Source organism: Flavobacterium sp. CSZ (assembly GCF_015350725.1).
In the GTDB taxonomy this organism is placed as follows: Bacteria; Bacteroidota; Bacteroidia; order Flavobacteriales; family Flavobacteriaceae; genus Flavobacterium.
The window spans coordinates 367,696-392,397 of record NZ_JADKPQ010000002.1; the positions used below are offsets into that span (position 1 = coordinate 367,696).

The 24,702-nt window shown below is 34.5% G+C and carries 18 protein-coding genes; 9 read left to right on the top strand and 9 right to left on the bottom strand.

Going from position 1 to position 24,702, the window contains the following annotated elements; all coding sequences use genetic code 11:
- Nucleotides 1–190 precede the first annotated feature (190 nt).
- Nucleotides 191–4,732, top strand: a complete 4,542-nt coding sequence (dnaE, locus tag IRZ78_RS03790; RefSeq protein ID WP_194615251.1) for a DNA polymerase III subunit alpha — start codon at nucleotides 191–193, stop codon at nucleotides 4,730–4,732.
- Nucleotides 4,733–4,910: 178 nt separating this feature from the next.
- The gene (locus tag IRZ78_RS03795) at nucleotides 4,911–5,840 is read left to right on the top strand and encodes an outer membrane beta-barrel protein (protein WP_065451530.1); all 930 of its coding nucleotides are present in this window, start codon (nucleotides 4,911–4,913) and stop codon (nucleotides 5,838–5,840) included.
- Nucleotides 5,841–6,215: 375 nt separating this feature from the next.
- Here the strand turns inward: IRZ78_RS03795 and IRZ78_RS03800 are convergent, their stop codons facing one another.
- The 4 genes from IRZ78_RS03800 to IRZ78_RS03815 form a co-directional block, all read right to left on the bottom strand.
- Complete coding sequence (locus IRZ78_RS03800; protein ID WP_194615252.1) at nucleotides 6,216–7,211, bottom strand: Gfo/Idh/MocA family oxidoreductase; 996 nt, start codon at nucleotides 7,209–7,211, stop codon at nucleotides 6,216–6,218.
- A gap of 348 nt (nucleotides 7,212–7,559) precedes the next feature.
- The gene (locus IRZ78_RS03805) at nucleotides 7,560–9,668 is read right to left on the bottom strand and encodes a prolyl oligopeptidase family serine peptidase (protein ID WP_194615253.1); all 2,109 of its coding nucleotides are present in this window, start codon (nucleotides 9,666–9,668) and stop codon (nucleotides 7,560–7,562) included.
- Nucleotides 9,669–10,085: 417 nt separating this feature from the next.
- A complete protein-coding gene (locus IRZ78_RS03810; protein ID WP_194615254.1) occupies nucleotides 10,086–12,293 on the bottom strand; it encodes a TonB-dependent receptor in 2,208 nt (735 codons plus the stop codon).
- Between the two features lie 163 nt (nucleotides 12,294–12,456).
- Nucleotides 12,457–12,810, bottom strand: a complete 354-nt coding sequence (locus tag IRZ78_RS03815) for a hypothetical protein (protein WP_194615255.1) — start codon at nucleotides 12,808–12,810, stop codon at nucleotides 12,457–12,459.
- 191 nt (nucleotides 12,811–13,001) lie between these two features.
- Here IRZ78_RS03815 and IRZ78_RS03820 point away from each other — a divergent pair, with 191 nt between their 5' ends.
- Nucleotides 13,002–13,739 carry a porin family protein gene (locus tag IRZ78_RS03820; RefSeq protein WP_347349811.1) on the top strand — a complete coding sequence of 246 codons (738 nt, stop codon included), beginning with the start codon at nucleotides 13,002–13,004 and terminating at the stop codon, nucleotides 13,737–13,739.
- Here IRZ78_RS03820 and IRZ78_RS03825 read toward each other — a convergent pair.
- Nucleotides 13,734–14,339, bottom strand: a complete 606-nt coding sequence (locus tag IRZ78_RS03825; protein WP_228520354.1) for a hypothetical protein — start codon at nucleotides 14,337–14,339, stop codon at nucleotides 13,734–13,736. The genes IRZ78_RS03820 and IRZ78_RS03825 overlap by 6 nt on opposite strands.
- Nucleotides 14,340–14,703: 364 nt before the next feature.
- On the opposite strand from IRZ78_RS03825, the gene IRZ78_RS03830 reads away from it, so the two are divergent.
- From IRZ78_RS03830 to IRZ78_RS03850, 5 genes are all read left to right on the top strand, one after another.
- Entirely contained in the window at nucleotides 14,704–17,175 is a 2,472-nt protein-coding gene (locus tag IRZ78_RS03830) for a bifunctional UDP-N-acetylmuramoyl-tripeptide:D-alanyl-D-alanine ligase/alanine racemase (protein WP_194615256.1), read from the top strand.
- 67 nt (nucleotides 17,176–17,242) lie between these two features.
- Nucleotides 17,243–17,626 carry a large conductance mechanosensitive channel protein MscL gene (gene mscL / locus IRZ78_RS03835; protein ID WP_065451524.1) on the top strand — a complete coding sequence of 128 codons (384 nt, stop codon included), beginning with the start codon at nucleotides 17,243–17,245 and terminating at the stop codon, nucleotides 17,624–17,626.
- A 172-nt stretch (nucleotides 17,627–17,798) separates the two neighbouring features.
- Nucleotides 17,799–18,788, top strand: a complete 990-nt coding sequence (locus tag IRZ78_RS03840; protein WP_055097402.1) for an aspartate-semialdehyde dehydrogenase — start codon at nucleotides 17,799–17,801, stop codon at nucleotides 18,786–18,788.
- Between the two features lie 137 nt (nucleotides 18,789–18,925).
- Entirely contained in the window at nucleotides 18,926–19,327 is a 402-nt protein-coding gene (locus tag IRZ78_RS03845) for an immunity 22 family protein (protein WP_194615257.1), read from the top strand.
- A 150-nt stretch (nucleotides 19,328–19,477) separates the two neighbouring features.
- Nucleotides 19,478–19,978, top strand: a complete 501-nt coding sequence (locus tag IRZ78_RS03850) for an SMI1/KNR4 family protein (RefSeq protein WP_194615258.1) — start codon at nucleotides 19,478–19,480, stop codon at nucleotides 19,976–19,978.
- Nucleotides 19,979–20,059: 81 nt separating this feature from the next.
- On the opposite strand, the gene IRZ78_RS03855 is transcribed toward IRZ78_RS03850, so the two are convergent.
- The 4 genes from IRZ78_RS03855 to IRZ78_RS03870 all read right to left on the bottom strand — a co-directional run bounded on the left by IRZ78_RS03855 (nucleotide 20,060) and on the right by IRZ78_RS03870 (nucleotide 22,615).
- Nucleotides 20,060–20,377, bottom strand: coding sequence for a 2Fe-2S iron-sulfur cluster-binding protein (locus IRZ78_RS03855; protein WP_026982672.1), 318 nt, complete (start codon nucleotides 20,375–20,377; stop codon nucleotides 20,060–20,062).
- Between the two features lie 60 nt (nucleotides 20,378–20,437).
- Nucleotides 20,438–20,920, bottom strand: a complete 483-nt coding sequence (locus tag IRZ78_RS03860; RefSeq protein WP_194615259.1) for a hypothetical protein — start codon at nucleotides 20,918–20,920, stop codon at nucleotides 20,438–20,440.
- Between the two features lie 217 nt (nucleotides 20,921–21,137).
- Nucleotides 21,138–21,377 carry a NifU family protein gene (locus IRZ78_RS03865; protein ID WP_055097397.1) on the bottom strand — a complete coding sequence of 80 codons (240 nt, stop codon included), beginning with the start codon at nucleotides 21,375–21,377 and terminating at the stop codon, nucleotides 21,138–21,140.
- Nucleotides 21,378–21,484: 107 nt separating this feature from the next.
- Nucleotides 21,485–22,615, bottom strand: coding sequence for an Mrp/NBP35 family ATP-binding protein (locus IRZ78_RS03870; RefSeq protein WP_194615260.1), 1,131 nt, complete (start codon nucleotides 22,613–22,615; stop codon nucleotides 21,485–21,487).
- 410 nt (nucleotides 22,616–23,025) lie between these two features.
- Here IRZ78_RS03870 and IRZ78_RS03875 point away from each other — a divergent pair, with 410 nt between their 5' ends.
- A complete protein-coding gene (locus IRZ78_RS03875) occupies nucleotides 23,026–24,645 on the top strand; it encodes a L,D-transpeptidase family protein (RefSeq protein ID WP_194615261.1) in 1,620 nt (539 codons plus the stop codon).
- Nucleotides 24,646–24,702 lie beyond the last annotated feature (57 nt).

Here is a 24,702-nt window from a genome sequence, read left to right on the forward strand (position 1 = left end):
TAACAAGAAAAACTGTCATTTTTTTTACAACCATGTTTTGTGATTCTTTATTTCTCAAAGCAGAAAAAAAGCGTAAATTTGAACTTCCTCCATATTTATTTCGTAGATTTCTATTGGTCTTTGAATCAGTGATTTATGATGTAAAAATTTTGGAATTTGGAATTTTTTAATTTGCTTTTTTACAAAACCTATGTATTTAATATTCGATACCGAAACAACCGGATTACCAAAACGCTGGGATGCTCCTATAACCGATTCTGATAACTGGCCTCGCTGTATTCAGATCGCGTGGCAGTTACATGACGAAATGGGACAATTGATCGAACATCAGGATTACCTGGTAAAACCTGACGGATTTAATATTCCGTATGATGCAGAACGTATTCACGGAATTTCGACTGAATTGGCTGAAGCCGATGGAATTACTTTGGCTGAAGTTTTGGAGAAATTCAATATCGCTTTAAGCAAAACTAAATTTATCGTTGGTCAGAATTTAGGTTTCGACGTTAATATTATGGGAGCTGAGTTTCATAGAAAGGGCGTAGATTCTCCTATGAGTTCAATGCCGGTTTTGGATACTTGTACCGAGGTTACGGCTTCATTACTAAAACTTCCCGGAGGTCGTGGAGGAAGGTTTAAATTACCAACCTTAACAGAATTACACGAATATCTTTTTAATAAACCTTTCGCGGAAGCTCACAACGCAACTGCCGACGTTGAGGCAACTACGCGTTGTTTCTTAGAGTTAATTAGAAGAGAAGTTTTTACCAAAGAAGAACTGGATGTTCCGAAGGATTACTTCAAGGAATTTCAAAGTAGAAATCCACAGGAATTTCCTTTAATTGGTTTAAAACATATCAACTTAAAAGCAGCTTCTGATAAAATTAGAGAGCAGCTAAAAGCTTTAGAATCGGTTGGAAAAGAACCTACTGTTTCACATTCTGACAGAGAAGATTTTAAAGAAGCAAAATATGCGCATTTACACAATCATACCCAATTTTCGGTTTTACAATCGACTATAGGAATTGGGAATATTGTAGCGGCTACAGCTAAAAACGGAATGCCGGCCGTTGCGATGACCGATACCGGAAACATGATGGGAGCTTTCCATTTTGTAAGCGCTGTTATGAACCACAACAAAGCAGCATCCGGAAAAAATAAAGCTTTGGTAGAAGCTGGTGAAGAACCAACAGAAACCGAGATCAAACCAATCGTAGGTTGTGAATTTAATGTCTGCGACAATCACCTTGATAAAAGCAAAAAAGACAATGGAAATCAGATTGTATTATTAGCAAAAAACAAAAAAGGGTATCACAATCTGGCCAAAATGTCGTCGATTGCTTTTACTGACGGATTTTATTATGTTCCGAGAATTGATCGAAAAATTGTCGAACAATACAAAGAAGATATCATGGTTTTATCCGGGAATTTATACGGAGAGATCCAGAGTAAAATCCTGAACGTTGGTGAAAATCAGGCCGAAGAAGCTTTGATTTGGTGGAAAGAACAATTTGGCGATGACTTTTATTTAGAAGTAATGCGCCACAATCAGGAAGATGAAAATCGTGTGAATAAAACCCTGATTGAGTTTTCGCAAAAGCACAATGTTAAATTAATTGCGACTAATAATACTTATTATTTAAATAAAGAAGATGCCAATGCTCACGATATTTTGTTGTGTGTAAAAGATGGTGAAAAACAAGCCACGCCAATTGGTCGTGGTCGAGGATATCGTTACGGATTGCCTAATCAGGAATATTATTATAAGTCGCAGGAAGAGATGAAAAAACTCTTCGCTGATTTGCCGGACGCGATTATCAACATTCAGGAAATTGTCGATAAGGTCGAGATTTATTCACTTTATCGCGACGTTTTGCTTCCTAAATTTGACATTCCTCAGGAGTTTGTAGTTCCTGAAGACGAAGCTGATGGCGGAGTTCGAGGTGAAAATAAATACCTGCGTCACCTGACAATGGTAGGTGCGAAAAAACGATATGGTGAAATTACGGAATCGATTCAGGAACGTTTGGATTTTGAGTTATTGACCATTTCCAACTCAGGATATCCGGGTTACTTTTTGATTGTACAGGATTTCATTGCCGAAGCCAGAAATATGGACGTTTCGGTAGGGCCAGGTCGTGGATCTGCAGCGGGTTCTGCCGTTGCGTATTGTTTAGGAATTACCAATATTGACCCTATTAAGTACGATTTGCTTTTTGAGCGTTTCCTGAATCCGGATCGTGTATCCATGCCCGATATTGATATTGACTTTGATGACGAGGGTCGTGGTCGTGTAATGGAATATGTAATCAATAAATACGGTAAAAATCAGGTTGCGCAAATTATTACTTATGGTAAAATGGCAACCAAATCAGCGATTCGTGATACAGCTCGTGTACTGGATTTACCTTTGTTTGAAGCCGATAGAATTGCAAAACTGATTCCGGCAATGATGCCATCTAAATGGAATTTGGCGCGTTTTATTTCTGAAAACGAGGATGAGGTTAAAAAAGCCCTTCGTTCTGATGAATTTGACAATGTAAAAGAATTAATCGCCATTGCCAACGAAGATGATTTGGCTGGTGAAACCATTCAGCAGGCAAAAATCCTGGAAGGATCGATGCGAAATACCGGAATTCACGCCTGTGGAGTAATCATTACGCCATCGGATATTACGAATTTCGTTCCTGTTACTACAGCAAAAGATTCTGATTTATATGTAACCCAGTTTGATAACTCGGTTGCAGAAAGTGCAGGACTGCTTAAGATGGACTTCCTGGGTCTGAAGACTCTTACCTTAATAAAAGATACCGTTAAACTGGTAAAATACAGAAATGGAATTGATCTGGATCCGGATACATTCCCAATTGATGATGTTGAGACTTATGCACTTTTCCAGAGGGGAGAAACAGTTGGAATTTTCCAATACGAGTCACCCGGAATGCAGAAATACATGAAAGATCTGAAACCAACGGTTTTTGGAGATTTAATTGCCATGAATGCCTTGTATCGTCCGGGACCTTTGGAGTATATTCCATCTTTTGTTCGAAGAAAAAATGGCGAAGAGGAAATCAAATACGATTTAGATGCCTGTGAGGAATATTTAGGAGAGACTTACGGAATTACCGTTTATCAGGAGCAGGTAATGCTTTTGTCACAATCGCTGGCTGACTTTACAAAAGGTGAGGCCGACGTTTTGCGTAAAGCGATGGGTAAGAAACAAAAAGATGTACTGGATAAAATGAAGCCTAAGTTCGTTGAGCAAGCGGCAAAAAAAGGTCACGATGCAAAAGTTTTAGAGAAAATCTGGAAAGACTGGGAAGCCTTTGCGAGTTATGCCTTCAACAAATCGCACTCGACTTGTTATGCCTGGATTGCGTATCAAACAGCATATTTAAAAGCGCACTATCCGGCAGAATACATGGCGGCGGTACTTTCGAATAATATGAATGATATCAAACAAGTATCATTTTTTATGGAAGAATGCAAGCGAATGGGATTACAGGTTTTAGGACCAGATGTAAATGAGTCCTTCTATAAGTTTACTGTAAACGATGAATATGCAGTACGTTTTGGGATGGGTGCTATTAAAGGAGTAGGTTCCGGAGCTGTGGCAACCATTGTAGAAAGTAGAAAAGACGGTAAATACAAATCGATTTTTGATTTAGCTAAACGTATCGATTTACGTGCAGCCAATAAAAAAGCAATCGAAAACCTGGCTTTGGCAGGTGGTTTTGATTCGTTTGAAGGAACAACAAGAGCGCAATATTTTCATGATGATGGAGACGGAATTACTTTTTATGAAAAAGCAATTCGTTACGGATCTAAATTTCAGGAAAACGAAAATTCATCGCAGGTAAGTTTGTTTGGCGAAACCAGTGAAGTTCAGATTGATGAGCCTGTTGTGCCGCCATGTGAAGACTGGAGTACGATGGAAAAATTGGCAAAAGAGAAGGAAGTAGTCGGGATTTATATTTCAGGACATCCTTTGGATGATTTCAGATTCGAGATGAAATACTTCTGTAATTCCCGATTAGAGTCCCTGAAAAGCATGAATGAATATGTAGGTAAAAATCTAAATTTTGCCGGAATCATTAATAATGTGCAGCACCGTGTGGCAAAAAACGGAAAAGGCTGGGCGGTATTTAATTTAGAAGGATATGATGAGAGTTATGAGTTTAAGATTTTTGGTGAAGAATACTTAAAATTCCGCCATTTCCTGATTCAGAACAATTTTGCTTTCATTAAAATATTAATAAAAGACGGTTGGGTCAATCATGATACGGGTAAAAAATCAGATCCAAGAATGCAATTTGTTGAAATTAGACAATTGCAGGATATTCTGGAAGCTTTTGCTAAAAAGCTGATTTTGTTATTGAATATAAAAGATTTGCACGCTGAATTTATTCATAATTTAAGTCAATTATTTAGTGCAAATAAAGGCGATAATTCTGTGACTTTTGAAATTATGGAGTTAGAAAAGATAAAGCGTTTGGTCGAAGTAGAAACTCCAACAGATTTTGAGGAAACTGAAGATGCTGTTTTTGTAGACGAAAACGCCGAAGATGCAGAGGTACAATTAGAGGAAACGAAGATTCAGGAAGTAAATGAGGTAGAAGAAATAAAAGTCGTAACCAAGCTTGCCATGCCTAGTCGAAGAGTAAAAGTTAAGATTTCTACTGAGTTATTGATAGAATTAGAGAAAATGCAGGTAAATTTTAAGCTAAACTAAATTTTAACAGTTAAAATTTGAGGGAATGCATTTTTTTTAAGTTAAAAATATGCATGCATAATACTTTTTTAGTAATATTGCTTAAAATTACAACGTTTTCGTGCCAAGTCTAACAACGCAAACTATAAGAATATGTTAAAATAATCTATGTTTGTATAAATTAATTAAAATCAGAATTATGAAAAAGAACCTATTTTTACTAGGATTATTAGTTTGCTCTATGGCCACAATGGCGCAAACAGAAAAAGCAGATAAACCAGAAAGTTGGTATTTTAAATTAGGTGGATCTTATTTTATTCAAACTGCTGCAACTGAATTTCCAACTGTAGGAGGGAATCTTCCATTGGATAGAACTTTTGTAGGAGGAAAATTAGTTTCTGAAGAAAGTGTTACAGGTTCTTTTGGTGAAGGTTTTAGAACAGGAATAACAGCTGGATATAGATTTAATGCTCGTTTAGGAGTTGAGTTGGGAGTTAATTACTATACTAGTAAAGATAAAACAATGGCACAAACCAGATCAGATGTGCCTATTACGCCAGCTGGTGTATATGCTTTTAAATCAGTAGGTCAGATTACTGCTTTTGATTTAGCGCCTGCATTGGTTTTATTTTTAGGAGAGCACAAAGGTTTTGAGCCATATACTAAAGTAGGTGTTTTAGTTCCTATTCATGGGGATTTAGAAATCACTTCTGATGCATATGCTCCAATTGCTTTTAATCCAACTACAGGAGCTCCGGTTGCTTTTGGAAATGTTCATAGTGTTGATAAAGTAAAGCCTAATCCGACAGTTGGGTTTGTTGCTGCTTTAGGAACATCTTATAAATTAGGAAAAAATATTTCGGTTTTTGGTGAATTGGAATATCGCAACTTTACTGTACACGGAAAAACTAAAGAAACTACAGAGTTTAATGTTAATGGAAATGATGCTCTAGCTTCTAGAAGCACTTCTCAAATACATACAAATTACAGAGATAGATTAGACGTTAATTCTAATAATGCTTTAACAAATCCGAATGGTGTTGATAAAACAAAACCAATGGATGAGTTAAGTTCTTACGTTGGAATTTCAGGTTTGGGTTTGACTTTAGGACTTAAATATAGCCTATAGTTTCAAGAAATTATATGGTATAAAAAAGAGGATATTCTAAACGAATATCCTCTTTTTTTATTTTTGTCATTTCAATTTGTAAATGAATTCAATTTTAATCCCGCTATTCGTTTCAAACGAAGTTCTCTGAACTCCGAAATAAAATAAAAATTAAGTGAAGTAATCTTTTGTGGCTCCCGATAGCTATCGGGACCGGCATAAAAGGATTTCCACTTCTATCGGGGCTCTCGTTTTTATAACAATATTTTCGTATAGTTTGTCAATTTCTACCGAAGGGAGAAATCACACAAGTTAATCGACAAAGATTGGAGGCATTCTTCGCGGAGTTTCTGGTGTGATTTCTCCCTTCGGTTGAAATGACAAGATTATGTTGAATTAAGAATTCGAACTCCTAAACTCTTTCAAAACTTCATCAATAACCCAGGTTGTTCTTGCGGCCGAAGTTCCTCTTGATGGATTGATGCCTTCATTACCCAGAATTTCAGCCACTACAGTTTCAACAAGAGGCTGCTGAATATGTAATGGGTTTTCGATGGTAACACTTTCTTTTTTACCATTTGCATATTGAATATGTATTGGATCATTTCCAAATGTAGAGAAAGAGATTTTACCTTTATCACCTACAATATCAGTATTGTCATAACGCTCAAAGCTGGCAAAATTCCATAAACCTGTTCCGTGAATTCCATTTTCGAATAAAAAAGACATCGAAACCGAATCTTCGGCCGGATATGCTTTAAGCTGAGAACTGGCATGCCCGCGAACGGATTGAATTGGTCCCAAAACAAAATCCAGAAAATCTAAAGTATGACAAGCCAAATCAACAAAGATGCCGCCACCGGAAATGTGTGGCAAAACGGTCCATGGTAAATTGATTTCGTCATCGTATCTTTCTTCAAACGGATGATATAAAACGCAATTTACATGTCGGACCGTTCCTATTTTATTTTGATCAATTAGTTCTTTTATTTTTAAAAATCGAGGTAAACTTCTTCTGTAATACGCAACAAATAAAGGAACGTTATGTTCTTTACAAACGCTGATCATTTCGTTGCATTCTTCAAATGTCAAAGCCATTGGTTTTTCTACATAAACCGGTTTTCCGGCTTTGGCGCACAAAATAGTATATTCTTTATGAGAGGATGGAGGAGTAGCGATATAAACAGCATCAACTTCAGGATCATTTATTAAATCAGCAGCGTTCGAATACCATTTGGGAACATTATGACGTTTGGCATAATCTTCTGCAAGAGCTGCATCTCTTCGCATTACAGCAACCAATGCCGAGTTAGGCGCTTTCTGAAATGCCGGACCACTTTTTACTTCGGTTACATTACCACAACCTATAATTCCCCATTTTACAATTTTCATTTTTCTGTTTTTTTTAGTTAATTCAAATTTAAAAAAGGTTTGCTACGTATTAACCCAATTTTCACGAATTATTTTTTCACGCAGATTTAAAAGATCTAAGCATATGCACACAGATCTTTTAAATCTGCGTGAAACAAATATTAAAGCAAGCTTAAAAAAAAGCCACGAATTCACGAATTATTATCTCGCAGATTTGGCAGATTTAGGAGATTTTTCACACACAGAATCTGCTAAATCTGCAAGATCTGCGAGAGTAAAGATTAAGCAAAATTTTTAAATAAAAAAAAGCCACGAACTCACAAAAATAATTCGTGAATTCGTGGCTAATAAAATTAAAAGATTAAAGTTTTATTTTTTAGGTAAAGCTTTAAAACCCATATTGTAAAGCGTGAACGCCTGAATGTCTACATTTTCCTGAATCGTAGCTGCAACAGATTTTCCTGCTCCGTGACCCGCTTTTACATCAATACGAATTAAAACCGGATTAGGACCTGTTTGTTTTTCCTGCAATTCAGCAGCAAATTTAAAACTATGTGCAGGAACTACACGGTCATCGTGATCTCCAGTTGTAACCATAGTTGCAGGATATTGAACACCTTTTTTTACATTTTGTACAGGAGAATATCCTTTAAGGTATTCGAACATTTCTTTGTTATCCTGAGATGTTCCGTAATCGTAAGCCCAACCTGCACCAGCGGTAAAAGTATGGTAACGTAACATATCCATTACACCAACTGCCGGCAACGCCACTTTCATTAAATCAGGACGTTGTGTCATTGTTGCTCCAACTAATAAACCTCCATTAGAACCTCCGCGAATCGCTAAGAAATCTGATGAAGTATATTTCTGGGCAATTAAATACTCACCTGCAGCAATAAAATCATCAAATACATTTTGCTTTTGCAATTTAGTTCCGGCATCGTGCCATTTTTTACCATATTCACCACCACCTCTTAAATTGGCAACAGCATAAACTCCTCCGTTTTCTAACCAAACGGCATTTGCAATGCTGAAACTTGGTGTTAAACTAATGTTGAATCCACCATAACCGTAAAGGATAGTTGGGTTTTTACCGTCTAATTTTGTTCCTTTTTTATAAGTGATAATCATCGGGATTTTTGTTCCGTCTTTTGAAGTATAGAATACTTGCTTAGATTCGTAATCTTCACTTTTAAAATCCACTACAGGTTTTTGATATACTTCAGATTTACCAGATTTTGGCTCTAATGAATAAATTGTTCCTGGAGTTGTGTAATTAGTAAAGCTGTAATACAACGTTTTTTCGTCTTTTTTACCTCCAAAACCACCTGCAGTTCCTATGGCAGGAAGTTTGATTTCGCGAACTAATTTTCCGTTATAATCATATTGTTGTACAAATGAAACAGCATCTTTCGTGTAATTAGCGAAGAAAAATCCACCGCCAGTTGAAGGTGATAGAATATTTTGAGTTTCTTTGATAAAATCTTTCCAGTTTTCAGGTTTTGGATTGCTTACATCAACAGTAACAACACGTGTATTTGGCGCATTTAAGTCGGTTTCGATAAACAATTTAGTTCCTTCATTCTCGATAATCTGATTGCTGCTGTTAAAATTGTCTACAATCGTTACAATCGGACTATTGGCTTTTGTTAAGTCTTTGATGTATAATTCGTTTCCGTAAGTAGAATTAGCAGCAGAGATTACCAAATATTTGTTATCTTCAGTAACATAACCACCTACATATCTTCTTTTTTGATCTGCACCAAAAATAACTTTGTCTTCTTTTTGAGAAGTTCCAAGCTTGTGGTAATACAATTTATGCTGATCTGTTTTTGCAGATAATTCACTTCCTTTTGGTTTGTCATAACTAGAGTAATAAAACCCTTCGTTTCCGTGCCATGCAACACCACTAAATTTTACGTCTACCAAAGTATCTTCGATAGCTTTTTTAGACAAAGCATCGATAATGATTACTTTTCTCCAGTCACTTCCGCCTTCAGAAATAGCGTAAGCAGCTTTATTTCCGTCTTTAGAAAAATTTAAACCGCCAAGAGAAGTTGTTCCGTCTTTAGAAAAAGTATTCGGATCTAAGAAAACTTCTTCTTTACCGTCTTTCCCTTTTCTGTAAATAACCGATTGATTCTGAAGTCCGTTATTTTTTGAATAATAAGTAAATTTTCCTTCTACAAATGGAGCGCTGATTTTCTCATAATTCCAAAGTTTTTCCATTCGTTTTTTAAGTTCTTCACGAAACGGAATTTTATCTAAATAGCCATAAGTAACCTCATTTTGAGCTTTTACCCAGGCACCAGTTTCAGCTGATTTGTCATCTTCAAGCCAACGATAAGGATCGTTTACTTTTGTATCAAAATAGACGTCAACTGTTTCGCCTTTTTTGGTTTCAGGATATTGAATTTTATTTTGTGCAAATGAAATTCCTGCAGTTGTGATTGCCATTATAAGAAATGTTTTTTTCATAGTTTATGTTTAACAGTTGTCACAAAAATAGCGTTTTTTGTTAGATCAAGAGGATAATTAACCGCAAAGTGCGCTAAGATTTTATCTCGCGGTATGTTTATAAAACACAAAGTTCGCAAAGGCAGAATCAATACAAAGCTTTGTGAACTTTGTGTTTTTACAAGATCAAGCATGTATAAGAAACCTTGCGTTCTTTGCGATAAAAATTAATTTGTTTTTAGGTTAAAATGAGAAATCAATACAAAGCTTTGCGGGCTTTGTGTTTTTAAAAGATCAAGCATATATAAAAACTTTGCGTGCCTTGTGGTAAAATTGTAAATAACGCAAAGCTTAATTAAATAAACCACGTAAGAAATACATGTTCAACCAAAAACAAAATAAACAGGCATCATACTTACATGGTTTAATTTAAAAAAATTAAATGTTGAAGTTAACTCCCAAAACGATGTTTCTTCCAATATTTGGAATTCCGTCTGTTTTTAATCTTGACAAGTGAGCAATATATTTTTTATCGAATAAATTGTTTCCGTTCAGGTTCACATCAAATGCGTGTTTGCCTAGTTTTACTGTTCCGCCAAAACCTAAATTTACCAGCGTATATCCGTCTGAAGCTGTTTCAAAACCACTCACATTTTTTTGAGCAAAAGTTGATGAAACGTTCAAAGATGCATATCCTTCTTCGAACCAGTTATTAATTTTAAATTCAGTTCTTAAAGTATTGTTCCAGTTGTTTGCAGGAATCAAAGGCAAATAATCGTTGTTTGCTTTTTTACCCGTTACGGTTTCAAAACTCGTTTCAAAATGCAACCAATCTAATGGATGAGGGTGAAAATGTAAACCAACTTCACCACCATATAATTTTGCATTGTCCTGAACATAAGCAAAAACATCATTGTCATCACGAACTTCTCCGGTTGGCGAAGTGAAGATGTAATTGTTTACGTGATTGTAAAATCCGTTAATAAAAAACTCAAAATGCGTGTTTTTGTATTCTAAATTCAAATCAGTCTGAACGTTTTGTTCTGTTTTCAAATCAGCATTTCCAATTTCGTATCGGTTAGTTCCTTCATGAACCCCGTTTGAAGTTAATTCTGCTAAATTTGGAGCTCTAAATCCTGTTGCCACATTCAGTCGAAGTGTCAAAGGTTCTGCCAATTTTGTTTTATATCCTAAAGAAGCATTAAAACTGTCAAACGATCGGTCCAGAGGTAAAAAGTAACCTTCTTCGCCTTCGGTTCCGTGTGCTATAGAAGTAATGTTTCGGTTATCAAAACGTAATCCTGCTTGTATAACACTATTGTCCCATTCGTAGTTTGCCGTTCCAAAAACACCAAAATCATTCGTAGTAGCGTCCGGAATCAGGTATTCTTCTCCTGAATTCTTGTTTGTTTGGTGCATTCCCTGAATGCCCAAAATCGTTTCAATTTTACCTAATTTAGGAAAATGGTATTTGGCATTGTAGTTAAAAGTGTTCAGTTTCATATGAAGCGATGCTTCGTTACTGTCTTCAAACTCACTACGGTCATTGGCAATATAGCCTAAATCAACATCTAATTTAGAATTCTCAAAAAAGATCACGTTGTTTAAACTCAACAAATGATTGAAGATTCCTTGTCTCGGAAACTCTGTATTTTTGCTGGTAGATTGTTCTCCGATTCCATTATCCGGCATTCCAAGATCCAGTTTGTTGTAATTGTATCTTAAAACGCTTGAAAAACTAGAGTTACTGTAGCCAATTCCGGTTTTAAAATCCGTTTCGTTATAACGAGTGTTGGTTACGCGTTCACCATCGGCAATTTTGTAATCAGAATGTGTGTTGAAACTTCCGCGAACCAAAAACTTCCAGTTATCAGTAGATGTTTTTAATCCAATAGAAGAATTGCTTCCTTGTGTATTTGTGAAGTACTTTTGACTAAAATTGGCCTTGAATGTATTTGCATCAGCAAATTTTTCAGGATTAAAATACAAAACACCTCCCAAAGCATCAGAACCATATAATAAAGATGCTGGTCCTTTGATCACTTCGACACTTTCGATTCCGGCATCGTTTAAACCTAAACCATGTTCGTCTCCAAATTGTTGGTTTTCGATACGAACACCTTGGGAATAAACTAAAACGCGATTTCCGCTCAATCCGCGAATTACCGGTTTCCCAATAGATGTTCCCGTAGAAATCTGAGAAACTCCGGGAATTGTTGCTAAACCTTCTATTAAAGTCGAAGTTCCCTTTTGCTGCAAAGTTTTAATGCTTTCATGTTCTACTTTCATTACGTTTTGCGATTGCAATTTGTTGAAAGGTGTTGAAACCACCACTTCATCCATTTCAAAAATAGATTCTGTAAGCGTTATATCGATAGTGTTTTCTTTTAATAATTTAGAGATTGATTTACTTTGAGCAGTGAATCCAACAATAGTAAAAGTAAGTCGGAAACTTCCGTTTGGAAGATTCTTAAATTCATATTTCCCGTTTTGATCCGTCGTCGTTCCTTTGTGCAATTCCGGCGCATAAACAGACACGTTTGATAATGGTTGGTTTTCAAGATTAGTTACCGTTCCTGAAACCGAATTTTGAGCAGAAAGAATGCCCGAAAACCCTAAAATAAGGGTTAATATTATTTTTTTCATTGAAAATGATGCTATAGTTAATTGGAATGTATCTTTTAAAAACAAAAAACTAAAAAGAATAGTAAAATTTGCCGATCCTGAACATTTCAGAATGGGGAAATCGACTAATTTTTTTTGAATTAGATTTAAAAAAGAATTTGATTTTATTTCGACTATTTCGAAACTAAGAGACTAGAGCAGAGGGCGGACCGCGTAATAAATACGGATTTTCTGAAAGTGAAAATATTTTTTCTGAAAGAGAGAAAAAATAAGGGATTTCGTAATTGAAAGTATGAAATTCAAAAGCAAATTGTTCAGGTACAATATAACTTCCAAAAACAAAATGGCACACAAAACAAACATCGTAATCATGATGCTGATGCGTTATTTCGCCATTTGGGTCATTATAGTTATGATGACACTGTTTCTCTGAAAGTTGCTTTACAATATGCTCATAACTGTGTATCGACTGAAACAATATTGAGAACAATACTGTCAGAGCCAAAGAAACACTTAATATGAGCTGCTTTCTTTTCATTCGTGACAAAGGTATAAAAGATCAAAGTAAAATCGATTTATTTTTTGAATTCTGTTCGTGATTTGATGAAAAAAGTGCAACGAATGATTTTATTCTTCATCAAAAAGAGAATAATTGCGATCTAATTGCATCCTGAACTAGCATTATATTATATTTGTAAGTAAAATAAATCTACTCTAAAAAACGTTTACTTGAAAAACTCTTTAAAACCAAAATACGATATGCGATTACTTTTTAGTTGTTTGTTTTTAATATCGTTTTTCAATTCTTTTGCGCAAGACGACGTCAAGCCAGAGATAACACCCATCGTAAAAATCGATTCCTTATATCGTGAAGATCAGTTTTATTTTTCGGTTACTTATAATCTTTTGGTTCAGGCACCGTCCGGTTTAAAACAGGATAAGTTTTCGGCAGGACTTTCTGCGGGTTTTTTGCGTGATATGCCTATTAATAAAACAAGAACTATAGCAATTGCAGCAGGTTTAGGTTTAAGTTACCAGAATTTTTTTCAGAACCTGACGATTTCAAAAAGTCAGGAAGGAGCGCAAATTTATGGAGTAAATGGCTATGGCGAATTTGTTTCGAACAGATATAAGCAGTATTCAGTTGATGTGCCAATTGAGTTTAGATGGAGAAGTTCAACCTATGAAAGTTATAAATTCTGGAGGATTTACAGCGGATTAAAAATGAGTTATGTTTTCTCTGATAAATCGATTTTGAAAGACGGAGAAACAACTTATAAAATCTCTAATAATAAAGATGTCAATCAATTTCAATACGGCGTTTACATTTCAGCGGGTTATAATACCTGGAACGTGTATTGCTATTATGGATTGAATAGTTTGTTTGATAAATCTGTAAAAACTGTTTCCGGAGAAAGTATCGAAATGAAAGCCATGAATATTGGCCTGATTTTCTACATTTTATAACCACAAATATAAAAACAGCAACTGCGGAACGATTCCTATACATGTTCCAATCAATAATTCGTTGGGCGAATGTGCTTCCATTTCTAAACGAGAAGAGGCTACAACCCCCGTCATTAAAATTAAAAAAGCAGCCCAATACGGATTTTGCATCTGCAGATGCATATTTAATCCGATAGCAAAAATTGTAAATCCGCTAATAGCCATCATATGCAAACTCGCTTTTATTTTAAACATAGAAAAAACTAAAGCCAAAATTGTACTAAACAAAGCACCCAGAAAAAAGAAATGCAACTCCGGGTAACGCGTGATCACAATGCTTCTTTTTACCAATAAAATATATAAAAAACACTGCAGGACAAGCGGAATTTTGCGCTGTGAAGTTTCATGAACCATGACTGATTTTACATGCCCCGTTGAGCGCAATAATAAGAAAAACAATACCGGTACTAAAATCGTAATGATCAGAATCTGAAATAGAACATAATATTTTTCCTGATTGGTAAAAGCGTCATTTTTGCAAAAAAGGTAAAATAAGGTGGCATACATCGAGATAAAAATCGGATGTAATATATACGAAAATAAAGGAAGGATTTTTTTCAAAACGTTGTATTTAGTGACGTTAAACAAATATAAAGAAATAATGTTTTTTGCGATGAATTTCACAAACTTTTAAGGTTTTTAATTTGCTGTAATTTTTTGTCAAGACCCGAGCGACAGCGAACAGGCAAAGCAATTTCACGAAATAGCACGATTTTTTTTTATTATAATTCTTAGCAAAGCTTCATTAATCTGTGAGAATCTTTTAATCAGTGGCAAAAAAACAACCACAAAGAATTAGTGAAAATTGGTGTAATTCGTGGCAAACCTTTTTTAAATCAGTGGCAAAAAAAATACCACAAAGAATTAGTGAAATTGGTGCAATTCATGGCAAACCTTTTTTTAAATTTGATAAAAAGAATTTTCAATGAACATAAACTTAAAAAGCCTTGTCCCGGTTCTTAATGCCGAATGGATTGGCTCAGAAACTGATATATTTATTAATCATATTTCAATCGATAGCCGTTCCTTACAAAACGGATCTGAAACTTTGTTTATTGCCTTATCAGGTGTTAATAATGATGCTCATTTATATATTAAGGAGCTAATTACACAAGGTGTTCAAAACTTTGTAGTGCAGTATATTCCAGAAAATTGTGCCGGAAAAGCTAATTTTATAGTCGTTAAAAATACCCTGAAAGCGCTACAGGAATTTGCCGCATATTATCGTAATCTTTTCGATTTTCCTATTATCGGATTAACCGGAAGTAACGGTAAAACGATAGTAAAAGAATGGCTTAATTTTCTGCTAAGCCCTGATTTTAATATTATCAGAAGCCCAAAAAGCTACAATTCTCAGGTAGGAGTTCCGTTGTCTGTAATAGCGATCAATGAAAAACATAATTTAGGGATTTTCGAAGCCGGAATTTCTACGGTTAACGAAATGGTTAATCTGGAGAAAATTATCAAACCCACAATTGGCGTGCTTACAAATATAGGAAGTGCACACGACGAGGGTTTTTTGAATTTAGTACAAAAGATTGACGAAAAATTAATTTTATTTAAAGACTGTCCGATAATAATCTATCAAAAGAGCGAAATTGTAGATTCTTGTTTGTCCCAGTTTGTGGCCGAATATATGATGCACCCAAGAACTCTTTTTTCGTGGAGTTTTACAGATATTTCTGCAGATGTGTTTATTCTGAAAAAAGAAAATAAAAGCGATTCAACACATATTAAGTACCAATATAAAGAAGAAGTTTTCAGCTTAGAAATTCCGTTTAGTGATACAGCTTCTGTAGAAAATGCCATTTCCTGTTTGGTAGTTTTATTGTATTTAAAATACGATTCAGAGACGATTCAAAATAGATTTGAGCGTTTGTATCCTGTGCATATGCGTCTGGAAGTTAAAAACGGAATCAATAATTGCAGTATAATTGATGATAGTTACAGCTCAGATTTTGAGTCGCTTACTATTGCCCTTGATTTTTTAGAAAGCCAAAAGAAAAAGAATGCTTCAAAAACGATTATATTATCTGATATTGTTCAGAGCGGATTTTCTAACGAAGAATTGTATACTAAAGTAGGGCAGTTAGTGGCAGATAATAAAATTAATAGAGTAATAGGAATTGGAACTACAATTTCGGATTTTAAGTCTAAATTTTCTAATGTGATTACTTTTCAGAACACAGCCGAATTTATTGCTCAGATCGAAAACCTGAATTTCGAAAATGAAACTATTTTAGTAAAAGGTGCCAGATCATTTAAGTTCGAAGAAATTGTGTCGCTGCTGGAAGAGAAAACGCATGAAACAGTTCTCGAAATAAATCTGAATTCTATAAGTTATAACCTGAATTATTTTAAATCAAAATTAGCCAATAACGTAAAGTTAATGGTAATGGTAAAAGCTTTTGGTTATGGCAACGGAGGATTGGAAATCGCCAAATTACTTGAACATCATAAAGTTGATTATTTAGGTGTGGCTTTCGCCGATGAAGGAATCTCACTTAAAAATGGCGGAATAAAACTGCCTATTATGGTTTTGAATCCTGAATCGACCAGTTTTCCTTCGATTATTCAGTACAATCTTGAGCCTGAAATTTATAGTGTAAAAGGTTTGAAAGCCTTTTTGAAAATTGCCCGCGAAAAGAATTTAAAAGATTTTCCTATTCATATCAAATTAGATACAGGAATGCATCGTTTGGGTTTTGAAGAAAATACACTCGACGAATTAATTCAGACCTTAAAAGGAAATTCGACCGTAAAAGTAAAAAGTGTGTTGTCTCATTTGGCCACAAGTGATGAATTGCAACATTATGATTTTGTGATTTCTCAGATTAATTTATTTGAAAAACTATCGTCGAGATTAATTTCAGAATTAGATATAAATCCAATTCGCCATATTCTAAACACATCCGGAATCAGCAATTTCCCGAGCGCACAATACAATATGGTGCGTTTAGGAATTGGTTTGTACGGTGTTTCAAACGATCCCGCTGAGCAAAAATATCTGGAAAATGTTGGAACATTAAAATCGATTATCTCTCAGGTTCGTACCATTCCTGCCGGCGATAGCGTAGGTTACGGTCGTCGTTTTATGGCCGAAAAAGAAACTAAAATTGCCACAATACCAATAGGTTATGCTGACGGGATTTCTCGTTTATGGGGAAACCAGGTTGGTTATGTTGTTATTAAAAATCAAAAAGCATCTATTGTAGGTAATGTTTGTATGGATATGCTAATGGTCGATGTAAGTCATATCGATTGTAAAGAAGGAGATTCGGTTATTATTTTTGGCGAAAGTCCAACAGTTATGGAAATGGGGGCGGCGCTAAAAACCATTCCGTATGAGATCATGACAAGCATTTCGCAACGCGTAAAAAGAGTATTTTTTAGATAGATTTTGAAACTTTGCAGAAAATTCCGTATTTTCGATATGAATTAATTTATAAACTAAAAGAACAATTATGGGGATGTTTTCAGAATTTAAGGAATTTGCAATGAAAGGCAACGTAGTCGATTTGGCTGTCGGTGTTATAATTGGAGCTGCTTTTGGCAAAATTGTGAGCTCATTAATTGAAAATGTAATTACGCCCTTAATACTAAAACCGGCATTAGATGCAGCGCATTTGTCTACTATAGAAGAGCTAACGGCTTTTGGAGGTGTGAAATACGGTTTGTTTCTTTCGGCAGTAATTAACTTTCTAATTGTTGCTTTTGTTTTATTCTTAATTATTAAAGGAATAAACCACGCAAAAAAGAAAGAAGTTCCGCCACCGGCTGCACCAGCAGGACCAACACAGGAAGAATTGCTTATTCAGATTAGAGATTTGTTAAAAAACAAACAATAATATAATATACCGCTACACTAAGTCTAACTTAACCGCTTCTTGATTTAGGCGGTTTTTTCGCTTTTGTTTGTTTTGTAACATTTTGTTATTTTTTGTGAATCACCTTGTTTTGATTTTTATTATGTATACTTTTGCATAGTAAATTAGATTAATTCATACTAAAAATATAAAAATGAGAATAGCCGTTGTAGGTGCCACTGGTATGGTTGGCGAAATAATGCTTAAAGTTTTAGCAGAAAGAAATTTTCCTGTTACAGAATTAATTCCTGTTGCCTCTGAGAAGTCAATAGGAAAAGAAATTGAATATAAAGGTCAAAAATATAAAGTTGTAGGATTACAAACCGCTGTTGATTTAAAAGCTGATATTGCTGTTTTCTCTGCTGGAGGAGATACTTCATTAGAGTGGGCGCCAAAATTTGCTGCTGCTGGAACAACGGTTATTGATAACTCATCTGCATGGAGAATGGATCCGACAAAAAAATTAATCGTTCCGGAAATCAATGCTGATACTTTAACCAAAGAAGATAAAATTATTGCAAATCCAAACTGCTCTACTATTCAAATGGTATTGACTTTGGCTCCGTTACACAGAAAATACAACATCAAAAGAATCATTGTATCTACTTATCAATCGATCACCGGAACGGGTGTAAAAGCGGTAAGACAGTTAGAAAACGAGTACGCAGGAATTCAGGGAGAAATGGCTTATAAATATCCAATTCACAGAAATGCAATTCCACATTGCGATAGTTTCGAAGAAAACGGATACACTAAAGAAGAAATGAAATTAGTTCGTGAGACTCAAAAAATTCTTGGTGATAATACGATCAGAGTTACTGCAACTGCAGTTCGTGTACCAGTTGTGGGTGGACATAGTGAAGCGGTAAACGTTGAGTTTACAAATGATTTTGATGTAAACGAAGTTCGCGAAATTTTACACCATACAGATGGAGTAGTGGTACAGGATAATTTAGACACATTTACATACCCAATGCCATTATACGCCGAAGGTAAAAATGATGTTTTTGTAGGTAGAATTCGTCGTGACGAAAGCCAGCCAAATACATTAAACATGTGGATTGTTGCTGATAACTTGAGAAAAGGTGCTGCAACAAACACGATTCAAATTGCTGAGTATTTAATTCAGGCAGGTTTGGTATAAGCTAGAGATTAAAGAAAATTGTTATAAAGGAAAGACCGCGATTGCAGCAATGTAATTGCGGTTTTTTTTATTCAGTAAGTTTTAAAGATTGTAATTAAGAAGCAATACTTTTGTTTCAATCGTAAATTAGAAAAACTATGAGAACAGAGATTAGTCATTTTTGGTTGGGTAAATTCAAATTAGAAGAAGAATATTTTGATTTTGTGGGTGAAGATGAGGCATATTATGAAGATGATGATTACGAAGAGAAATACATATCTGAGTTTGCAAAATCTCAGGACGAGCATTTTTTAGATCATGATTTTATCGAAAGCGGATTTGAAAATGAAGCGATTTCTTTTGAAGAAAAATTTTTAAAATATTCTTATGCTAAGCAATGGATTGTTGAGGCAAAAGAAAGATTGATGAACTTAAATCAAAATTTAGAAGAGATAAATACCCTTGTATTTATTTCGAAAAATCAAATCAAAAACCCAGTTTCTATAATGAATTCTAAATTTGATTTATTATATATAGGAGAAATTGAATACAATATTTGAGTCACATCGACATCGTTTTATAATTATGTTATGTGTTTTATTTACAGTGAAACGACTTTTATACATTTTCAAAATATATGTTTCTATGTGTTAAAATAAAAGATAAAGATTGATGAAAAACGTATCTTAGCTATTATAAATACAAATAAAATGAACTTCGACAATTATAAAGTAATCCCGAATTACAAAACCCATAAAACCGACTTATTTCTTGCTGAAAACGAAGATATTCTGGCTTGCGAAAAGACTTTAAATATTGCTTTTGATGAAGATTACAAAGAGTATGTTTTGAATTACGGAAGCGGAATTCTTGGCGGAACCTACGTGCGTATCTATCTTCCTGAAACCATTGTACTAACGATGGATGAATGGAAAAACCGCATCACTGAATATTGGTTTTGGGATGAAGGAAAGGATGTTTTGACGAAAGACGAAGTTTTACATTCAATTAGAATTGGAGATACGTATGACGGAGATGAAGTTATTCTTTATAAAGGAGAATATTTCGTTTTGCCAAGACATAGCGAAATGATTTATAAAACAGGCAATACACTCGAAGAAACGATAGCCTGGTTGTGTTCGTCAGGAATATTGACCGAAGCATTTCCTGAAAGAGAATTTGAGCCTTTTGAACCAGGTGAACTTGCATAGGTTTTAAATAAAAAATTCCAAATCCCCAAGAGCAATTGCTAGTTGGAATTTGGAATTTTCAAAAAATTGTAATTTATTTTTTTAGTATTCAGGAGCTAATTCTAATTCTAATCCTTCTAACTCGGTAGTAATTGGAATCTGACAACCCAAACGGCTATTTGATTTAACGTAAAATGCTTCCGACAGCATGGCTTCTTCTTCATCTCCCATTTCAGGTAATGCAACATCATTAAGAACATAACACTGGCAAGAAGCACACATGGCCATTCCGCCGCAGGTTCCTTCAACAGGTAGTTCGTATGCTTTGCACAACTCCATTATATTCATTGCCATATCAGTTGGAGCTTGTAACTCGTGTATAACTCCTTCTCGATCTTTAATCTTTATTAATACATCCATTTTAATTATTTGGAATTTTACTGGTTAGGATTTTATAACGTGAAAAAATCCTTAATTACGTTAACTATTTTTTAAACTAAATGCGTATTCTTTTTTGCTTCCTTCTTTAGGGCGCATTTTCACGCCAAGGATGTTTCCATTTTTTTCTAGTATAGTAACAAAAGCAATTACAGAATAATAATCTTTATCTGATTGAAAGATCAGAGTGCCTTCGTAAGTAGAATTCATTACTCCTTGTTTGTCTGTTGTTACAGATACTTTTCTAGGATGTGCAAACTGTGCTGCACTGTAAGTTGCTTTGTTTGCAAATTTAGCCTTGCCATTACAGAAATCATATAAGAAATCATAATTGCCAATTCTTAGGCTGCCTTCCTCGTCACTTGCGTTAGTCGAAAATATAATCTGACCTGAGTATTTAAAGTCTGACCATTCTTCTGATTCGTTCAGCCAGGCTTTGTCAACAATTAGTGTTTGAGTAGTTTGCTGTGCATAATTCACAGAAACAAAAAATAATAATAAAAATAGAGCGTAATAATTCTTCATAAATTTAAGATTTTGGGGTTATGTGACAAATTTAAGTTAAATATGTAACAATTCCTTAACAAAAACTCTTAAATCTTTACGTTATTTTTTGCTGAATCCGCAATAAACGACTCTCTGGGCTATGTTTTTTTATCAATTCACAAAGCAAAACACTCAAAGGGGTATTATTCTTGTTAATTTTTTAAATCAAAAAAGTGGAAGAAAATACGGTTTTTTATTACATTATATTTACCACAGTTTCTATTTGTGGAGCATATTTTTTTATTGTTGTTTCAACTCCTGCTTTTAGCGTCATTTGGTTTACACTACAGCTAATACATGCTCCTTCAAGACGAACTTTGACATGTTTGTCATCATCTATCGAAATTAGCGTAATGTCTCCTCCGTCAGAATTTAAAAAAGGCCTGATTTCGTCTAGAGCTAATAATACGTTGTTTGTTAATTCTTCTGTTGTCATAATATTAATGTGTCAATTAGAGAATTCGAGAATTAGATAATGCTTAAAGAAAATTTTAAATTATCTCAAGAGCATTATCTAATTGCCTCATTATCTCATTATCTAATTTATTTTTTAACTGCTGAACAACCTGCCATAGTTGTAATTTTAATGGCTTCTGTTGCAGGTAAAGTATCATTTCTGTTTACTACTTCCTGTACCACGTTTCTGGTGATTTCTTCAAAAACAGTTTCTATAACTGATGCTGTTTGCATTGCTGCAGGACGACCAAAATCTCCGGCTTCACGAATAGATTGTACAATTGGCACTTCGCCTAAAAACGGAACATCTAAATCTTCGGCAAGGTTTTTTGCCCCTTCTTGTCCAAAAATATAATATTTATTATCAGGCAATTCTTCAGGTGTAAAGTATGCCATATTTTCGATAATTCCCAAAACAGGAACATTGATGTTGTCCTGCATAAACATAGCAACTCCTTTTTTAGCATCGGCAAGAGCCACAGCCTGAGGAGTACTTACTACAACGGCACCAGTAATTGGTAATGATTGCATGATCGAAAGATGAATATCTCCCGTTCCCGGAGGTAAGTCGATTAACATAAAATCTAAATCGCCCCAATCTGCATCAAAAATCATTTGGTTCAGCGCTTTTGCAGCCATTGGACCTCTCCAGATTACGGCCTGACTTGGAGCTGTAAAGAAACCGATAGAAAGTATTTTGATATCATAACTTTCAACAGGTTTCATTTTTGATTTTCCGTCAACGTTAATCGAAATTGGTTTTTCGTTTTCAACATCAAACATAATTGGCATCGATGGCCCGTAAATATCTGCGTCAAGAATTCCAACATTAAAACCCATTTTAGCAAGCGTTACAGCAAGGTTTGCAGTAACAGTTGATTTTCCAACACCACCTTTACCAGAAGCAACGGCAATAATATTTTTGATTCCCGGAATAGCCTTTCCTTTTATTTCGTTAGGATTTTCCTTTGCTTCAACCTTAATGTTTACTTTGATTTTTGCTTCAGGAGATACCAATTCAAGAATTGTTTTTTTGATATCATCTTCGGCTCTTTTTTTAATGTGCATTGCAGGTGTGTGTAAAAGTAAATCTACCACAACTTCATCACCAAAAGTAATGACATTGGTAACAGCACCACTTTCAACCATATTTTTTCCTTCTCCCGCTATAGTGATTGTCTCTAGAGCTTTAAGAATTTCTTTTCTATCTAATTTCATTTTAATCTACTGTTTTCTATTGAAAGAAACCAATTTATGAATTGTGTTTATTTAAACTGATTTCAGACTACAAAGATAACAGATTATGTTCGGATTCAAACCCTTTTAAATTGTATTTATTGATATAGAGATTAGTCAAAATGATTCTGACGCTTTGTATTTGATTTCTTACAATACAATTAAAAAGAAAATTTCATCTAAGATGGCGTGTTAAGAATTCTTTTTTAGGTGAAAAACGTAAGATTTTTAAAATGAAAATGACTAAAATATCAATAATCTTAGCTATATTTGAGTACCCAAATTTATGATTCTCAACGTTTGAAAAGTATGTGAAAACTTGTTTTTGGATAAACTATGGGGTTTCGGTATTTTTTAAATAGGATTTCCTTTCTAATTTAAATCTAAGAAATATGCGAAACTTTACTTCTTTAATTGTACTTACTGCCGCTAGTTTTTTTATGTCTCCTTTCGAATCTTCTGCCAAAGAGACCAGCGTGAAAAATAAAAAGACGGAATTTGAAAATGTTTTTGCATTCAGCAAATATGTTTCAAAAGTTACTGTTGATGCTGAATCAATTAATCAGTTTTATAAAAAATATCCCAAATTAAAAAAATACCAAAATGATGTTCTGGATCTTTATAAAAAGAAAGAATATCATCTGATCTGGTACGATGATAAAAGTGTTAGCGAATTTGGAGCACTATTGTATCATAAAGTTCAACTGTTAAACGATCAGGGAATAAAGGCGACTATGCCGTATATGGACTTGGTAGATGACGTTTTTAATGAAAATGTTACTGCTGATTTACCTCAAATCGATACAGAACTTTTATTATCGAATATGTATGTGTTTTATGCCAGTAATGTTTATTCGGGTGTTGATCCTGCAACTTTAAAGAAAATCGGTTGGTTTTTGCCTGCCAAAACGATTTCGTATGTAAAGATTTTAGATTCGCTAATGGTTGATCCGGACAGACTAAATAAAGACGAAAACCTTTTATACGGCCAATATTATAAGTTAAAGTCAATGCTGAAAAAATATCGAACCATTGAAAAAAATAATCTATGGACAAATATTGATATCGATGCAGCTAATTACAAAGACCTGAAACCGTTTGATAGTGGTGTTGCAGTAAAACAAATAAGACAGCGTTTGTTTGTGATAGGAGATTTGGCACAAGATTCTAAAAGTCAGGTTTATGACGAAGAGATGATGGCAGGCGTTTTAAAATATAAAAAAAGATACGGACTTAAACTCAACTATGCCCTTACCAAAGAACATATCGACCAAATGAATGAACCTATTGGTAACCGCATCAAAACGATAATGCTAAACATGGAACGTTGTCGATGGATACCAACGCAATTGGCACAGGCAAGTGAATATGTAATGGTTAATATTCCGTCGTTTAAACTGGTTTATGTTAAAAATGGTAAGTACGAATTAGTGTCTGATGTTTTTGTTGGAACAAGAATGACCGAAACCGTAATTTTTAGCGGTAATATGGACAGGATTGTTTTTAGTCCGTATTGGTATGTGCCACAGAGTATTATTAAAAACGAATTAAAGCTAAAAATGGCAGAAGATAAAAACTATCTGGCCGATCATGATATGGAATGGAATGGAGGGAATGTGAGACAAAAACCAGGGCCTAAAAACTCTCTGGGACTGGTGAAATTTATGTTTCCAAACCCAAATGATATTTATTTGCATGACACGCCGGCCAAAAGTTTATTTGAGTTCGAAAAACGTATTTTTAGCCATGGATGCATCAATGTAAAAGAAGCAAAAGGTTTGGCTCTTGCAATCTTAAAAGATGATCCGGACTGGCCTGTTGATAAAATAGATCAGGCGATGAGTGGCGAAAAGGAAACGACTTGCAAGCTTAAAACTAAAATCCCTATATATATAGGTTATTTTACTGCCTGGGTAAGCGATGACGGAGAAATTGGCTTTTATCCTGACGTATACGACAGAGATCCTCAATTGGATAAATTATTGTATTCGGACTCTGTAGCTGCAAAATAAATATATCTATTCAGGTTTTATATTTTAATATTTAATGAAACCCGCCAAATTGCTAAA

Bases quoted from the DNA above. Each gene is read 5' to 3' on its own strand.
- dnaE (WP_194615251.1), top strand. From the start codon at position 191: ATGTATTTAATATTCGATACCGAAACAACCGGATTACCAAAACGCTGG.
- IRZ78_RS03795 (WP_065451530.1), top strand. From the start codon at position 4,911: ATGAAAAAGAACCTATTTTTACTAGGATTATTAGTTTGCTCTATGGCC.
- IRZ78_RS03800 (WP_194615252.1), bottom strand. From the start codon at position 7,211: ATGAAAATTGTAAAATGGGGAATTATAGGTTGTGGTAATGTAACCGAA.
- IRZ78_RS03805 (WP_194615253.1), bottom strand. From the start codon at position 9,668: ATGAAAAAAACATTTCTTATAATGGCAATCACAACTGCAGGAATTTCA.
- IRZ78_RS03810 (WP_194615254.1), bottom strand. From the start codon at position 12,293: ATGAAAAAAATAATATTAACCCTTATTTTAGGGTTTTCGGGCATTCTT.
- IRZ78_RS03815 (WP_194615255.1), bottom strand. From the start codon at position 12,810: ATGAAAAGAAAGCAGCTCATATTAAGTGTTTCTTTGGCTCTGACAGTA.
- IRZ78_RS03830 (WP_194615256.1), top strand. From the start codon at position 14,704: ATGAACATAAACTTAAAAAGCCTTGTCCCGGTTCTTAATGCCGAATGG.
- mscL (WP_065451524.1), top strand. From the start codon at position 17,243: ATGGGGATGTTTTCAGAATTTAAGGAATTTGCAATGAAAGGCAACGTA.
- IRZ78_RS03840 (WP_055097402.1), top strand. From the start codon at position 17,799: ATGAGAATAGCCGTTGTAGGTGCCACTGGTATGGTTGGCGAAATAATG.
- IRZ78_RS03845 (WP_194615257.1), top strand. From the start codon at position 18,926: ATGAGAACAGAGATTAGTCATTTTTGGTTGGGTAAATTCAAATTAGAA.
- IRZ78_RS03850 (WP_194615258.1), top strand. From the start codon at position 19,478: ATGAACTTCGACAATTATAAAGTAATCCCGAATTACAAAACCCATAAA.
- IRZ78_RS03855 (WP_026982672.1), bottom strand. From the start codon at position 20,377: ATGGATGTATTAATAAAGATTAAAGATCGAGAAGGAGTTATACACGAG.
- IRZ78_RS03860 (WP_194615259.1), bottom strand. From the start codon at position 20,920: ATGAAGAATTATTACGCTCTATTTTTATTATTATTTTTTGTTTCTGTG.
- IRZ78_RS03865 (WP_055097397.1), bottom strand. From the start codon at position 21,377: ATGACAACAGAAGAATTAACAAACAACGTATTATTAGCTCTAGACGAA.
- IRZ78_RS03870 (WP_194615260.1), bottom strand. From the start codon at position 22,615: ATGAAATTAGATAGAAAAGAAATTCTTAAAGCTCTAGAGACAATCACT.
- IRZ78_RS03875 (WP_194615261.1), top strand. From the start codon at position 23,026: ATGCGAAACTTTACTTCTTTAATTGTACTTACTGCCGCTAGTTTTTTT.